This is a genomic window from Psychrobacillus insolitus, from assembly GCF_003254155.1.
GTDB lineage: Bacteria > Bacillota > Bacilli > Bacillales_A > Planococcaceae > Psychrobacillus > Psychrobacillus insolitus.
Map to the genome: position 1 here is coordinate 275,284 of NZ_QKZI01000002.1, position 15,502 is coordinate 290,785.

The 15,502-nt window shown below is 37.9% G+C and carries 15 protein-coding genes, 1 pseudogene and 1 riboswitch; of the genes and pseudogenes, 9 read left to right on the top strand and 7 right to left on the bottom strand.

The genetic code is table 11. The features are described from left to right. Nucleotides 1-70 precede the first annotated feature (70 nt). The 3 genes and pseudogenes from gerQ to hemQ form a co-directional block, all read right to left on the bottom strand. The gene (gerQ, locus tag C7437_RS08605) at nt 71-412 is read right to left on the bottom strand and encodes a spore coat protein GerQ (RefSeq protein ID WP_111439265.1); all 342 of its coding nucleotides are present in this window, start codon (nt 410-412) and stop codon (nt 71-73) included. A gap of 99 nt (nt 413-511) precedes the next feature. Then, a pseudogene (locus C7437_RS08610) lies at nt 512-766 on the bottom strand (cell wall hydrolase); the annotation flags it as partial. Between the two features lie 94 nt (nt 767-860). Then, a complete protein-coding gene (gene hemQ / locus C7437_RS08615) occupies nt 861-1,610 on the bottom strand; it encodes a hydrogen peroxide-dependent heme synthase (RefSeq protein WP_111439267.1) in 750 nt (249 codons plus the stop codon). Nucleotides 1,611-1,763: 153 nt separating this feature from the next. On the opposite strand from hemQ, the gene pta reads away from it, so the two are divergent. Together pta and lipL are read left to right on the top strand one after the other, a co-directional pair. Then, nucleotides 1,764-2,711, top strand: coding sequence for a phosphate acetyltransferase (gene pta / locus C7437_RS08620; protein WP_111439268.1), 948 nt, complete (start codon nt 1,764-1,766; stop codon nt 2,709-2,711). A gap of 56 nt (nt 2,712-2,767) precedes the next feature. Beyond that, nucleotides 2,768-3,607 carry an octanoyl-[GcvH]:protein N-octanoyltransferase gene (gene lipL, locus C7437_RS08625; RefSeq protein WP_111439269.1) on the top strand — a complete coding sequence of 280 codons (840 nt, stop codon included), beginning with the start codon at nt 2,768-2,770 and terminating at the stop codon, nt 3,605-3,607. A 202-nt stretch (nt 3,608-3,809) separates the two neighbouring features. On the opposite strand, the gene C7437_RS08630 is transcribed toward lipL, so the two are convergent. Then, complete coding sequence (locus C7437_RS08630; RefSeq protein ID WP_111439270.1) at nt 3,810-4,433, bottom strand: RsfA family transcriptional regulator; 624 nt, start codon at nt 4,431-4,433, stop codon at nt 3,810-3,812. Between the two features lie 157 nt (nt 4,434-4,590). Here C7437_RS08630 and C7437_RS08635 point away from each other — a divergent pair, with 157 nt between their 5' ends. The 3 genes from C7437_RS08635 (at nt 4,591) to C7437_RS08645 (ending at nt 6,714) form a co-directional block, all read left to right on the top strand. Then, nucleotides 4,591-4,818, top strand: coding sequence for a YuzB family protein (locus C7437_RS08635; protein ID WP_111439271.1), 228 nt, complete (start codon nt 4,591-4,593; stop codon nt 4,816-4,818). Nucleotides 4,819-4,889: 71 nt separating this feature from the next. Continuing rightward, a complete protein-coding gene (locus C7437_RS08640) occupies nt 4,890-6,185 on the top strand; it encodes an HD domain-containing protein (protein ID WP_111439272.1) in 1,296 nt (431 codons plus the stop codon). Nucleotides 6,186-6,198: 13 nt separating this feature from the next. Beyond that, complete coding sequence (locus C7437_RS08645) at nt 6,199-6,714, top strand: YwgA family protein (protein ID WP_111439273.1); 516 nt, start codon at nt 6,199-6,201, stop codon at nt 6,712-6,714. A gap of 205 nt (nt 6,715-6,919) precedes the next feature. On the opposite strand, the gene C7437_RS08650 is transcribed toward C7437_RS08645, so the two are convergent. Then, entirely contained in the window at nt 6,920-7,105 is a 186-nt protein-coding gene (locus C7437_RS08650) for a 2-hydroxymuconate tautomerase (protein WP_111439274.1), read from the bottom strand. 67 nt (nt 7,106-7,172) lie between these two features. Between C7437_RS08650 and C7437_RS08655 the strand changes: the two genes are divergently transcribed. Further along, the gene (locus tag C7437_RS08655) at nt 7,173-7,688 is read left to right on the top strand and encodes a YwhD family protein (RefSeq protein ID WP_111439275.1); all 516 of its coding nucleotides are present in this window, start codon (nt 7,173-7,175) and stop codon (nt 7,686-7,688) included. Between the two features lie 379 nt (nt 7,689-8,067). Here the strand turns inward: C7437_RS08655 and C7437_RS08660 are convergent, their stop codons facing one another. Then, nucleotides 8,068-10,140 (bottom strand): transglycosylase domain-containing protein, encoded by a 2,073-nt coding sequence (locus tag C7437_RS08660; RefSeq protein ID WP_111439276.1) that lies wholly within the window; start codon nt 10,138-10,140, stop codon nt 8,068-8,070. Between the two features lie 205 nt (nt 10,141-10,345). Here C7437_RS08660 and speB point away from each other — a divergent pair, with 205 nt between their 5' ends. Further along, nucleotides 10,346-11,218 carry an agmatinase gene (gene speB / locus C7437_RS08665; RefSeq protein ID WP_111439277.1) on the top strand — a complete coding sequence of 291 codons (873 nt, stop codon included), beginning with the start codon at nt 10,346-10,348 and terminating at the stop codon, nt 11,216-11,218. Nucleotides 11,219-11,254: 36 nt separating this feature from the next. Here speB and C7437_RS08670 read toward each other — a convergent pair whose 3' ends face one another. After that, nucleotides 11,255-12,196, bottom strand: coding sequence for a GGDEF domain-containing protein (locus C7437_RS08670; RefSeq protein WP_170122346.1), 942 nt, complete (start codon nt 12,194-12,196; stop codon nt 11,255-11,257). 281 nt (nt 12,197-12,477) lie between these two features. Between C7437_RS08670 and C7437_RS08675 the strand changes: the two genes are divergently transcribed. Both C7437_RS08675 and argS read left to right on the top strand, forming a co-directional pair. Continuing rightward, complete coding sequence (locus C7437_RS08675; RefSeq protein ID WP_111439279.1) at nt 12,478-12,897, top strand: YwiB family protein; 420 nt, start codon at nt 12,478-12,480, stop codon at nt 12,895-12,897. Between the two features lies 1 nt (nt 12,898). Then, the gene (gene argS / locus C7437_RS08680) at nt 12,899-14,566 is read left to right on the top strand and encodes an arginine--tRNA ligase (protein ID WP_111439280.1); all 1,668 of its coding nucleotides are present in this window, start codon (nt 12,899-12,901) and stop codon (nt 14,564-14,566) included. A gap of 768 nt (nt 14,567-15,334) precedes the next feature. Then, a riboswitch (cobalamin riboswitch) is annotated at nt 15,335-15,477 on the top strand. Nucleotides 15,478-15,502 lie beyond the last annotated feature (25 nt).

The window sequence follows — 15,502 nt, forward strand, 5'->3', positions numbered from 1 at the left end:
GTCTTTTTATTTTGGAGAAATATCTGTTCAATAAAAAGGCTTATCCGCAATCTTGGATAAGCCTCTCTTCTTATAAATTATAATTAATTTCCTCATCAAATGTAACATAGTCTAAGTAAATCATAAGCATTAAGTATCGTTTTCCACTTGGATCACTGATGATAATATGATCTCGACCAGCAGCTTCTATAAAGCCTTTTATCACTTTGGCATTCCATTCTTTATTGTTCTCGAATGTAAAATAGAATGTTCCTAGTTTACCTTTGTTCATTCTTAAAATGTTTTCAATATAGGATTCTTCTTGCCCCCTAATTGCTGCTGGTATTTGGGGTGGGGTCATTGGTTGCTGTTGTTGTTGCATTTGTTGAGGCTGTTGCGGATATCCTCCAGGGTACCAATAATATTGAACCATTCATACATCCTTTCTGAACTTAGATTTCGGGACATTCCCCAGCTGTTAGGGAAAAGTAATGTGATTTAAAGCGTCTAGTATTCCATCAATAACTCATGGGGCTAGCTTTTTTTCTCCTTCCCGTGCACGTTGATCAAAGCACGATTTTTGTGTTGTCTCAAATCCTCCAGGGCTTTGAAATACCATTTCATCGAGATTTTGAATGTTTTTGAAGTCTAGGCAGTTAACACGGACTCTGTTTACTCCAACATTTTCTACCATAAGCATGCCTTGCTGACCTTCACTTTCAGCATCTGCACGCACAAGCCTTGCAAGTAGTTCCAGTTGCTTTGTGGTGGATTTGACTACTGCCAATGCCTCACCTCCTACTCATACACTATGCAAAGAAAGAGGAGATAATGATTTAGACAAATAAAAAAGAGCTGCATAAGTAGCAGCCCCTTGTAAATTATAAGTTAAAGAATGTTTCGCGTTTTTCACCCGCAAGAATTGTACCCGTAAAGAACGAACCGAAATCAGCATAGCGTGCGCTAACTTCATCAAAACGCATTTCGTAAATTAGTTTTTTAAACTGAAGAACATCATCTGAGAACAAAGTTACGCCCCATTCAAAATCGTCGAAGCCTATAGATCCAGAGATAATTTGTTTTACTTTACCAGCATAACTGCGACCAATTAATCCATGACTACGCATTAATTCTTTGCGTTGGTCCATAGGAAGCATATACCAGTTATCATTGCCGTCGCGACGTTTGTCCATTGGATAGAAGCAAATGTACTGAGAACGTTGAAGTTCAGGATATAAACGTGCACGTACATGTGCATTTTGATATGGATCTTCGTTTGAATCAGCAGATAAATAATTTGATAATTCTACAACAGAAACATAAGAGTATGCTGGAATAGTAAATTCAGCAATTGTAAGTTTGTTGAATCTCGCTTCTAATTCTTGTAGTTCATCCATAGTTGGACGTAATGTCATTAACATGAAATCTGCTTTTTGACCTACAATTGTGTAAAATGCGTGTGCGCCAGTTTTCGCATCATCAGCTTGTTGTAATTCATCTAAGAATGCTACGAATTCATCTGTTGCTTCTTTACGTAGTTCTGGATCTACTTGTTTCCATGATGTCCAGTCCATTTGTCGGAAATCATGTAGTACGTACCAACCATCTAAAGTAATTGCTGCTTCATTCATTATCTAATGCACTCCTTTTTATTAACATTTCGCTATTTTAGTGTAACATATATTCACTATATTTTCCCATGACGAACCGATTAGCAGATGACAACCTATGGCGAAGTCGTGTATGCTAAAAAAAAGAAAAAATATCCATAGGGGGTCGATCAAATGTCTAATCTATTTGAAGAAATTAAAGACAAGTTAAAAGATGCTAATCTGTCCATTGTATTACCAGAAGGAACGGACGAACGGATAATCGAAGCAGCCTTAAAACTAAAAGAAGATGGAATCATCCAACCAATTGTTATTGGATCTAAAAATGACCTTGAACATACTGGATTAACAGTGATTGATCCAAATTCATATGAAGAAATGGATGAACTTGTACAAGTATTTATGGAACTGCGTAAAGGAAGAGAAACGGAAGAACAAGCAAGAGAACTGCTAAAACACGTAAATTATTTGGGTACAATGCTTGTCTACACGAAACGCGCACATGGTCTAGTAAGTGGAGCAGCTCATACCACTGCAGAAACCGTTCGACCTGCACTTCAAATTATTAAAACAAAGCCAGGAATTTCAAAAGCAAGCGGAGCATTCATCATGGTAAAAGACGATCTTCGCTTTGTCTTTGCAGATTGTGCTCTTACGATAGCACCAACAAGTGAAGATCTAGCAGAAATTGCAGTGGAAAGTGCTAAAACAGCATTAGCCTTTGGGATAACTCCAAAAGTCGCAATGCTATCCTTCTCTACAAAAGGTTCAGCAAAATCAAAAGAGACGGAAAAAGTAGTAAACGCAACTGCAATTGCCAAATCGATGGCACCGGAAATTGTTATCGAAGGAGAACTACAATTTGATGCAAGTATCGTGCCTGCAATTGCTGCTAAAAAAGCACCAGGAGCAGCTGTACAAGGTGATGCAACTGTTTTTGTATTCCCGTCGCTTGAAGCTGGAAACATTGGCTACAAAATTGCCGAACGTCTAGGTGGATTTGAAGCAATTGGGCCTATTTTACAAGGATTGAATGCACCAGTAAATGATTTATCTCGTGGTTGTTCGGCAGAGGATGTCTACAAACTTGCTTATATAACAGCTGCACAAGCGCTAATTTAATTCAGTAGTTTGTTTTTTGTACCTAAGGAGGTACAAAAAGTTAAGGAGCAATTGAAATGATTGAGATAGATGAATTGTTACAACAAGAAGCTTGGCGATTTTGGGATCAATCATTAAGCGGAAAAAGTAAATCAGCACTAGAATCGTTTGCGGCAGATGATCTTCTTTGCCATTTAGTTGGGCAAGGCCAGTCACCAGCAACAGTCCGAACTTGGGTTCATGATCAAACGGTCGTACTTGGTATTCAAGATCATCGTCTGCCGTTTGTTGATGATGCACAAGATTTTTTGCGAACACAAGGATTTACGCCAATTGTGCGTAATTCTGGAGGGTTAGCAGTTGTGCTGGACGCAGGAGTACTAAATATTTCTATTGTTCTTTCAGAATTAGTGCAGCCAATTGATATATCAGCTGGATATGAAGTAATGCTAGAATTCGTCCGTCTTTTATTACCAGAAGCAGAAGGGAAAATAGAAGCTTATGAAATTGTAGGTTCTTATTGTCCAGGGTCATATGATTTGAGTATTGATGGTAAGAAATTCGCTGGGATTTCACAACGAAGACTTCGAAAAGGTATTGCCGTGCAAATCTACTTATGTATTGATGGTAGTGGAAGCGAGCGTGCAGAGTTGATTCGCCAGTTTTACGATATTGGTGTTCAAGGAGAAGATACGAAATTCACTTATCCGGACATCAAACCGGAAGTAATGGCTTCGATCAATGAATTACTTGGAACATCCTTTACGATTCAAGATATCGTCATTCGGATTCAACAACTGTTACAGCATCTTACGCCAAAAGTAATATCACAATCTATTACGGAGGACGAAGTAGCGCTCTATCAGTTTTATATGCAGCGTGTGTTAGATAGGAATAAAAAGATGTTGGAAAAATAAGAAAAGCGAAAGCGCCTATGTCTGGCCCGACAGGCAAATGGGGAATCGCGAGGAGGCAGCTCCTCAGCCACCACAGCGATTTCCCATTTGACCCCGAGGGCCAAGGCGCTGTAGCTAGACAGATACCAAGTAAGATTCTTTTAGTTTCTCATTTTCTAGGAAAAGTGAAAGCGCTTGAGTAAGAAAAAAAACCACCTTCCAATTAATGGGTAGGTGGTTCTTTTGATACTAGATTGCCGTTCTTTTCCATTTGGAAGACAGGGACATTTGGTACGTCTTCACCGTCGAGTGTTACCATTCTTCTGGCACGGTTCATGATTTGTACGAATTGCTCGTAGTCATGTTTGATCGTGGCATTTTCTTTCTCTAGTTTAGCTAGTTCACTCTCCAACTTTCGTATTTTTTCATTGGAAAGAGTAGCTAGATGACGATATCTCGAAATATCTGAATCCGTATGTTGCAATCTCACGAGATAAGCAATGATTATATCAATTGATAATGCAGATATAGGCACAGAGGGAGCGCGTTCTCCGCTTTCTTGGGGTTTTGCTAGATAGATCCCATTTCCACGTCTACGATAATCTTTTCCTAATATACGCAGCTTTTCTTTACGTTCTTTTTTTGCTTGTTTTAGTTCTGTTTCATATTGATGTCGTACGACCGCATTCCATCTGAATCCACATGCAGCTGCGGTTCTATTAAGTTCATCACCAGCTTCTTCGAATGCATTTAACTGGGTACTTCCTTCGCGTACATGACGTAGTACCATTTCTGCTAGTGTCTCATCATTTTCACTCATCCATGCGTCTTGTCTAATTTTCACCATGTTTATCCTCCTACCATTCTCATAGTTTCGTTGTTCTATTAACATGATGGACAAAATATCGCTCTTTTATTCACGTAAAATACACTTGATAGCAATATAACCTTTAAGATACAATGACCTGTAGACTATTATCATTCATAGAAGGGGTTGAATTCAGATGGCAAATCACTTTCGAGTTTGCGATGAATGTCAGGCCGTTAATTTAAAATCTTTACTTCCGAAGCTTCAAGCAATTGATCCAGAAGCAGAAGTTGAAGTAAAAGAGTGCCAATCGTATTGCGGACCTGGCAGAAAGAAAACATTCGTATTTGTAAATAATCGTCCAGTTGCAGCACTGACAGAAGACGAACTAATGGATAAAGTACGTGCTAAATTAGAACTTTAGTAAAGCGTAGGAGACAGGCAGTTAAAATTTCAACTTTACAAAGTAATCTTATAAACTAAGGCGGTGTGCAGATGAGCTATGCAACACAAAAGCTAGCAGAAGAAAAAGTGTTTAAAGACCCAGTTCACCGCTATATTCATGTGCGAGATCAAGTGATTTGGGATCTAATTGGAACGAGGGAGTTTCAGCGACTTCGCCGTATTAAACAGCTTGGAACTACCTATCTAGTTTTTCATGGTGCAGAGCATAGTCGTTTTAATCACTCGCTAGGTGTGTATGAGATTGTTCGACGTATTATTGATGATGTCTTCGTTGGACGTCCAGAATGGGATGAATCAGAGAGGCTTGTTGTATTATGTGCCGCTCTTTTACATGATTTAGGCCATGGTCCGTTTTCTCATGCTTTTGAGAATGTCTTTGATTTAGACCATGAAGAGTTCACTCAAAAAATTCTGCTTGGTGAGACAGAAGTAAACGAAGTATTGAGTAGAGTTAGCAAGGGTTTCCCTCAAAAGGTAGCGGATGTCATTGGTAAAACATATCCAAATAAACAAGTCGTTAGCTTAATATCCAGTCAAATTGATGCGGATCGTATGGATTATTTGCAAAGAGATGCTTATTTCACAGGAGTGAGTTATGGTCATTTTGATATGGAGAGAATTTTACGCGTAATGCGCCCAAGAGAAGATCAAGTAGTGATTAAATCGAGCGGAATGCATGCAGTAGAAGATTATATTATGAGTAGATATCAGATGTACTGGCAAGTATATTTCCATCCAGTTTCTCGAAGTGCAGAAGTTATTTTAACGAAAATTTTACATCGAGCAAAGGCATTAAGTGAAGAAGGCTATGATTTTGAAACACAACCTACTCATTTTAAAGGATTCTTTGATGGAACGTTTACATTAAAGGATTACCTAGCGCTAGATGAGGGTGTTTTATTGACGTACTTCCAAACTTGGATGTCTGAAAAAGACCTTATTTTAGCTGACTTATGTGATCGCTTTGTTAATCGTAAGTTATTTCAGTATATCGAATTTGATCTTGCGAAAGATTATGTGAAAATGAAAGAGCTCGAACAGCTGTTTAAAAAAGCGGGTATCGATCCAACTTACTATTTAGTGTTTGATTCATCATCAGACTTACCATATGATTTTTATCGACCAGGGGAAGAGGAAGAACGTATTCCGATTCATTTACAGATGCCTAATGGAGAAATTCACGAACTTTCACGTGAATCTGACATAGTAGAAGCGATTTCTGGTAAACGTCGAACAGACCACAAGCTCTATTTCCCAGAAGATTTCTTAACGGCAGATGGCAAGAAAAAAGCATTGAAGAAGCAAATATTAGAATTGTTAAAGTAAAGGTGGGGTAACATTGCTAGAAGAACACGCAAAAGTCGTACAATTTATCGGAGTAGCAGATGGAATAACTGGCAGAAAAAAACTTCAAAAAATGGTCTACATTGCAAAAAAATTGCAATATGCTTATAAAGAAAAATATGAGTTTCATATTTATGGCCCTTATTCAGAAGAGCTAACTTTAAGAATAGAAGAACTTTGCAACATGGGATTTTTACAAGAGGAACGACAAGACAAAGGTTCATATGTACAATACAAATACCAAATGACGGACGCGGGCGAACATTTCACACAAATGGCTCGAGTAGAAGAAGCGGAACCTTCACTAGTTTCGTGCATTAACCTAATGAAAGAAAAAAGTTCTCGTTTTTTAGAACTTGTTTCCACATTACTTTACTTCGATCATCTCGCAAAAGAGGACCAAATCGAAAAGGTGCATGTATTAAAAGCTAAGTTAAAATTTACTGCGGATGAAATTGATGAAGCCTTTACATTTGTTATGAATTTAATGAATCAGAGAGCTGTCCAATAGGGCGGCTTTTTTATTTATGTATAGTATTTGCAAATTACGCGGAAAAGGCCATATTTATTTCCAGTAAATGGATTAACACCCGAAAAAGTGTGATATACGCCTGAATAAAGCGTCTATCCGCTTGAAACAAGTACCCATCCGCCCGAAAGCAAGCAATAAAACCATAAAAAAAGAACCCCTATCTAAAAGGAGTTCCTTAGTCTGATTATTTGTCGCTGAAAAGTTTACCTGCTACTCCGTAATGGTTTTTAGGCATTTCTTCGATGAAGACAGTTACGTTCTCAACAGGAGCGTTCACTGATTCTGAAACGGCAGCTGTTACTTTTTCTACTAAAGCTCTTTTTTGCTCATCACTACGACCTTCAAGCATTTTTACTGTTACGTATGGCATATCATTTCCTCCTTGGGTGAAATTTTCTGTATACTATACATAATAACAGAACGGAGGAAATATTCGAATGGCAAATGAAGAAAAACCTAAACAAAAAATCGGCTTCACGATTATAAAAAATGCTCCAACAGACGGACATAAAGGATTTGGCATAGGTTCTCTATCTCTAGAAAATGTATCACCAGTCATTGTCGATATAGAAGATGATGTTGCACGAGTGGAAATTGGTGCAATGCATGCAAGAAGCGAAATAGAAAAAGGTATTAAATTCACAACGAATCGAGAAGATTCTGAAGGTGGAAAAGCTTATTGGTTAGTTTGGGTAACCATTGATCTAAAAGCAGAAGGAGCTTATTATGCGGGAGTAACTGCTTGTGAAATGGTAGTAAATAGAGAAAAAAGACGTGGATATAAGTTGCTTGCAGATCATGTAAATCGGATGGACAAATCGATGAAACGCCATATTATGGTGGATTTTATGGATGATAAATCTAAAAATATTTTACGTGATTATTTAGAGACATTTAATGAAGAAATGTGGCGTCGTAGCGAAGAAAAATTGCATCAAGACTTAACGGTATAGTTTGGAAAGATTCGAAAAAATTAGTATTTTTTAGTTTATATTTCGAAATGAGGTTGAATTTAAGTGGAAAAGAAAGTACAATCTACTTAAAGCTTACTTCACAGTAATGCTAGGACACTTAGTTTATTTGAAAAAGTAAATTTGTTGTACGTATTGCGAAACCCATTCCAGTGAATGCAAGTAGTTTACTCAATCATTTATACTAAGAAAAAAGCTCTCTACTACCTATTTTAGGTAGTAGAGAGCTTTTTAAGTTGTCTAGCGTAAGCGCCTTGCCCCTCGGGGTCAAATGGGTAATTACTGCGGGGGCTGAGGAGCTGCCTCCTCGCAATTCCCCATTTGCCTGTCGGGGCAGAGATAGGCGCTTTCGCTTTTCGTGTTACTCAAAAATCGAGAATGGGAAGAGTGACCAAGGATCGAAATCATCCTCTTCACCAGGTTCTTCAAACGTTTGCTGTTTCAAACTAGAATCCGTACATAACTTCGTAGGAACATCTTTTTCCTTTAAATAAACTAAACGTTGCTTTTCACAAGCAGAGGTAGCAAGTCCACCCGTATTAATATCAATAATTACGCCCCGTACACCAGCCGGAGGAATAAACGGTTCTACTGGCAAACCTTGATGTGCTTTTTCCATAAACTCGATCCATACTTGTTTCGTTACTTGCTTGGCTTCCGCATCACTCACTTGTTTTCCTTGATCATATCCATTCCAAACACCAGTTGTTAATTGAGGAGAAAATCCAATTAAATACTGATCTGAAATAGTTGTTCCAGATTTCGCTGCATACGGACGAGTTTGTTTAGAACGAATGCTAACACCAGTTGCAGGTGAGTAATCATTGAAAATCGGATCGAACATTCCCGTTAACAAATGAGATAACAAGAAAGCATCCTGCTCAATCAATACTTTATTTTCCTTTGTTTTTACCTCTGCAATATCATAAATAATTCGACCATTCTGATCCGTAATTTTTGTTATATACGTAGGTTCTTTTTGGATTCCTTTAGCAGAAATAGTGTTATAAGCTTTTGTCATATCTAACAGGGAAACTTCGGATGTACCTAAGGCAGTTGCCGGTGTTTTTTCGATTTCCATATCTATTCCAAAACGTTCCACGACTTTTTGGAAAGGCGCATATCCTATTTGTTCTAAAGTTTTTACAGCATAAATATTATCGGAAATAGCAAGCGCTTGAGCCATGGAAATAGGTTGCCCTGCAAATTCTCCGTTGACATTTTTGGGTTCATACTCTTTTCGACCATTGTCATATGTGAAAATTGTTTGCTCACTCTTCATATAAGTGAGTGGAGAAAACCCATTTTCTAGAGCAGCCGCATATAAGATAGGTTTGATAATGGATCCTGGTTGCCGTTTCGCTTGAGTCACACGGTTAAATGGACTTTCTGTAAAATCCTGGCCACCAATCATCGCGGTCACATATCCAGTTTTAGGCTCCATGCTGATGAAACCAATTTGTAATTCTCCTTCTGGCATCCACTTTTCCACTACTTCCTCAGCAGCTTGTTGATGCTGCTTATTTAAAGTAGTTTCAATAATCCAACCACCTTTTTCGATACGATGTCCTTTGCTTCGAACGATTTCGGTCGCTTGCTTCCACACTTCTTCTAAAAAGTAAGGAGCTATATTCTTAGTTGCAAGCCATTCCTCTGATTTCAATACATACTGTTCCTCTATAGCACGATTTCGTTCCTCCGCTGTTATGAAAGACTGCTTTTCCATCAATGTCAAAATTAGTTCTTGACGTTCTTTTGATTTTGCTTCATTGACTACCGGAGAATAGTAGGTTGGGCCTTTTGGAACTCCCATGAGAAGTGCGGATTCTGCAAGTGTCAGTTTTTCTGCACTTTTTCCAAAATAGAATCTACTCGCTGCTTCCACTCCATACATGCCATGACCAAAATAGACAGTATTCAAATATCCCTCAAGCAATTCATCCTTGTCATAAAAAACTTCTAATCGATAAGCGTAGATAGCTTCATTAATTTTACGAGTCCAAGTTTTTTCGTGTGATAAAAATAGATTTCGGGCATATTGCTGAGTAATCGTACTAGCGCCTTCCACTTTTTTCCCCGCTTTCACATCTTTTAAGAGTGCAGAAGCAATTCGAGAATAATCAAAGCCGCTATGCTTGTAAAAATCCTGATCTTCGACCGCAACTGTGGCATCCATGAGAAACGGGGACATCTTATCTAAAGAAACCCAAAATCTACGTTGTTCTACATATCTATCACCAATCGAATTTCCTTGATCATCTAAGAATGCAGAGGCAACAGGAACTTGAATAATAGGCGCACCAACAATTTGGGCATAGATTCGAAGTGTAATTAATGCACCGATGAAAGCAGATGATGCAATAACCCCTAGTAATATTATTTTTTTCATGCGTTTGGAGCGTATGGTTTTTTTCCGGTACTGTGCGCGACCCATGAAAATCTACTCCGTTCTTAAACGTTTTGATTAGTATGAGACCAATATATTCAAATTAAACGGAGGAAAAAAACTATTATACTTTTTCGGGAAAATTTCTATGTTTCCATAGTGTTTATTTTTTGGAAAACGATTTATAATGAAATAAAATACTATTAAAAAGAACTTCACCAAAAAATGTGAAGAATCTTGTGGGAGATAAAAAATGAGATTTGATGAAGCTTATTCAGGAAATGTATTTATTAAAAGTAAACAAAATTATGAAAAAGCACAGGCTGTAATTTATGGTATGCCAATGGATTGGACAGTAAGCTATCGTCCAGGTTCTCGGTTTGGCCCTCAGCGTATTCGTGAAGTATCTATTGGTTTAGAGGAATATAGTCCGTATTTAGACCGCGAATTAGATGAGGTGAATTACTTTGATGCAGGGGATATCCCACTTCCATTTGGAAATGCAGCAAAAAGTTTAGATCTAATTGCCGGTTTTATACGCCAGTTATTGCAAGACGGGAAAATTCCTGTTGGGATGGGCGGGGAGCATTTGGTATCTTGGCCAGTTATGAAAACGGTGGCGGATAATTATAAAGACCTTGCGATTATTCATATGGATGCACATACGGATTTACGCGTGGAATATGAAGGAGAAACACTTTCTCACTCAACGCCAATTCGTAAAATTGCAGAGTATATTGGTCCGAAAAATGTATACTCTTTCGGAATTCGTTCAGGAGATAAAAAAGAGTTTGATTGGGCAAAAGAAAATGGCATGCACATCTCGAAATTCGAAGTACTTGAGCCTTTAAAAGAAGTACTGCCAACACTTGAAGGTCGTCCGGTATATGTCACGATTGACATCGATGTGTTAGATCCAGCGCATGCACCTGGAACGGGAACAGTGGACTGCGGAGGGATTACAAGCCGTGAGTTACTTGCCTCCATCCATGCGATTGCAAACTCAGGAGTGAATGTAGTAGGATTCGATTTAGTAGAAGTTGCACCTATCTATGATCAATCGGAACAAACGGTCAACACGGCAAGTAAACTAATTCGTGAAATGCTTTTAGGATTTGTCAAATAAGACAATACAAAAAATGTGATGTCCATATGCTGGACATCACGTTTTGTTTATATGAAAGACTTGATTTCGTCCAGATTCCTTTGCGTGATATAACGCTTTATCTGCTAATTTATATAAGTCGTGAATAACTAGTCCATTGTCAGGAAAAGTACTAATACCACAAGAGATAGTAATCTTTAGTAATTCACCAGTGGAAACTAGGAATTCTTTTTTTTCGACATCTTTTCGAATGATATCCGCAACATTTGTGCTGTCTTTCTCAGAAACATTTGATATTAACACGGAAAATTCTTCTCCACCATTTCGAGAAACGATTCCATTAAAGGCTTTTGCTGACTCTTTCATTCGTAAGCTAAGTTCCTTTAGCACTTCGTCACCAATAGGATGTCCATATTGATCATTGACCCTTTTAAAGTGATCTACATCTAGTAAAATAAGGGAAAAACAAGGTGATTCATCTATTAGTTTCTGCGCATGTTCTTGGAATTTACGGTTATTATATAACCCAGTTAAGTAATCAGTCCTGGACATTTCTTCAATTTGTTTTATTTGCGTAAATAAATTGCTTAATTGATTTAATATGAAATACAAAATGGAAAATGAAAGAGCAGAGAAAATCAGGAATAGGATAATCTGATTTAAAGCTAAAAGGGTCCAATTATTTAAGTAACCGATAACAAAGGTTGTTTGTAAAATGGCATATGTAAAATAAAAAGCAGAATTCCGAAAAGTCATTTGGTTTTTTATTGTTAAAAATCCTATGACAAAACCAATAACAACAGTATTCATTCCTGCAATTATTGAAAATTGACTGACGTCAAAGGCAAATATTCGAAAAACACCTATGATAATCGAACTAAGGATAGGTGCGATTGGACCTCCTAAAATACCGGAAAAAACAATTACCGCTAGACGTCCATCTACCACTGTATTATTTGAAATAATAATCGTTTGCATTATTAATATACAACCCGTCACTCCACTTACGCCACCTATTATAAAGGGATTGAAACGAGGGTGTAATGTGAAGATATTCAGTTTATTTTGAAATGGAACATATGTAAGGATTGCGAAAGTGAATAACACACAGAAGTTAATAAAGGAATTCTGAAGCATACTTGTCACCTACTCCACTTATTTTAGTTAATTATAACTGCTTGGGAGAAAATAGTATATTTCTTTTTCATTAGTTGTAACTATTGTGTTTTTTGATTTATAATAGATAAGTTAAAGTAAAAATTATTTAAAGGATGAATTAGATGTCCCAACCATTAAAAACAGCAGTAAATGTTCGTTTATTAACCGTCATTCGTCATCCAGACGTTGCAGAGGAAACTTTCGATCTACAGACAACTGGAGTTCTTACTTTAAAAGGGGAGCAACCCTATTTAGTTTACGAAGAAATGCAAGACGATAAAACAGTTCGTACAACGGTAAAACTAAGTAGTGAATCATCCATGATCATGCGTAGTGGAGGCGTGAAAATGCGTTTGCCTTTTATACCTGGAGAATTCCAAACAGGGAGTTATGATACCGGATATGGCACGCTCATAATCACGACGAATACGACGAATTTACATTTCGAGGATGGTCATTTTCGAGTAGAATACGAGTTAATAATAAATGAAGAAGTTACTGGTACATATACATTAGAACTAATTTATTCGGAGGCGAAGTAACGTGAATGCAGTAGAAAAAGTGCAACAATCCATAAAAACAGCTTTGAAAGAAGCAATTATTAAAGCAGAGATCGTAACTGAAGAACAAATTCCAGAGATCCAGTTAGAAACACCAAGAGATAAAGCGAACGGTGACTTTGCTACAAATATCGCGATGCAACTGACAAAAATCGCTAAGAAAAATCCTCGTCAAGTAGCAGAAGCAATCATTGCTAGCATAGATATGGCAGGAACAATGATGGAAAAAATTGACATTGCAGGTCCAGGGTTCATGAACATCACAGTTCGTAAAGACTATTTACAAGATGTAGTTAAAGCTGTATTAACAGAAGCAGAAAACTATGGTCGTACAACAGCGGGTACTGGAGTAAAAATCCAAGTGGAGTTCGTTTCTGCAAACCCAACTGGTGACTTACATTTAGGGCATGCTCGTGGTGCATCTGTAGGAGATTCTTTGTGTAATGTATTGGATTTCGCTGGATACGATGTAGCTCGTGAATATTATATTAATGACGCTGGTAATCAAATTCATAATTTAGCTATTTCTATTGAAGTACGTTATTTTGAAGCGCTAGGATTAGAAAAAGAAATGCCGGAAAATGGATACCGTGGAAAAGATATTATTGATATCGCAGCGGATTTAATAAAAGAGCATGGAGATAAGTTTGTTTCAATGTCGGATGAAGATCGTTATAAAGAATTCCGTGCACATGGTTTGAAAATCGAACTTGCTAAATTACAAAAAGATTTAGCTGATTTCCGCGTTGGCTTTGACAACTGGTTCTCTGAAACTTCTTTGTACGAAAATGGGAAAATCGATATTGCTTTAGAAAAGTTACGTGCAAATGGTCATATCTTTGAAGAAGAAGGAGCAACTTGGTTCCGTTCGACTACATTTGGTGATGACAAAGACCGTGTATTGATCAAGAGTGATGGCTCTTTCACGTATTTACTACCGGATATTGCTTACCATGAAGATAAGTTAGTTCGTGGATTCGATCAATTAATTAATATTTGGGGTGCTGATCACCACGGATATATTCCACGTATGAAAGCTGCTATTGAAGCACTTGGATACGAGCGCGAAAAATTAGAAGTATCAGTGATTCAAATGGTTCAGCTGTATAAAGACGGCGAAAAAATGAAAATGAGTAAACGTACTGGTAAAGCAGTAACAATGCGTGAATTAGTAGAAGAGGTTGGATTAGATGCGGTTCGTTATTTCTTCGGAATGCGTTCTGGGGATTCTCATATGGACTTCGACTTAGATTTAGCTGTTTCTCAATCGAATGAAAACCCTGTGTTCTATGCACAATATGCACATGCACGTATTTGTTCAATCCTGCGTTCAGCTGAAACACAAGGAATGAAAGCTTCAACAGATTTACTTGATTTATTGCAAAGTGAAAAAGAATTAGACTTATTGAAAAAAGTTGGTGACTTCCCACAAGTAGTAGCAGATGCTGCGAAACTTCGTGCACCTCACCGTGTGACAACATATATCCAAGAATTAGCGTCCACATTCCATAGTTTCTATAATGCGGATAAAGTGCTTGATGCCGAAAGAGTAGATCTTTCACAAGCGCGTCTTGCGTTAGTAACATCTGCTCGCCAAACAATTGCGAATGCCCTACGTTTAATCGGCGTAGCTGCTCCTGAGAAAATGTAATTACTTAATAGAAAAAATGGCCGAGAAAGTGACCCAGTCACATTCTCGGCCATTTTTAATTTTAAGAAGTGTACTTTAGGAGCGCGCCGAGGAGTTAGCCACAAATTGAAGGAGCATTTGTGTCGAACTCCTCGGCGCTGTATGTGTTTTTCTGGTGTAGTTTAGGAGCCTGTCCCTGTGTCAGCCACAAATTGAAAAAATATTTGAGTCTGACACAGGGACAGGACGCAGTTTTGTTTTGGATACCGCCACTATGAAGTGACAATTTTTTCTCTTTCAAACAATCACCCAAATAGAACCGCTTCCCCGCCCCTGTGTTAGACTCAAATGCCCCCCAATTTGTGGCTAACACCGGGGCGGGTCTTAAACAAAATCGAACCAAACCCACCAAGCATTCTTTTTTTAGCCACAAATGTTCCTCAATTTGTGGCTAAAAAAAGAATGCGCTCCTAAAACTACCCCACCCAAACCAACCCACCAAAAAAATACTTCCAAACTCCAAAATGCCCAAAACCCACACACGACATATTTTAAAATAAGCGCAAAAACACGAGAAAAGTCCCTTTTTGCACTTATTTTCGGATAAGTCGTATATCGATTTTGCTATATTTTAGTATTCGTGATTTATAAATTAAATAGAAAAATGGTAGGTGCCATTAACAAATGGTGAGATCCCACGGTGACTGACACCGCCGAACTATCCGTCCGGAAATACCAAAATCGTTGTCGACAATAATATTTTATGATGTATAATAAGTAAATGCATTATTCATATTTTTACATAGAGGTGCTCAAGTGACGGATTGCTTGGGTTAAAAGGGAAGTTGGTTCAAGTCCAACGCGGTCCCGCCACTGTATGTGATACTTTTTGTGTCATAAGCCAGGAAACCTGCCTGTATGTATTTACACCCTTTGCCTACGAGGATAGGTTTGGTG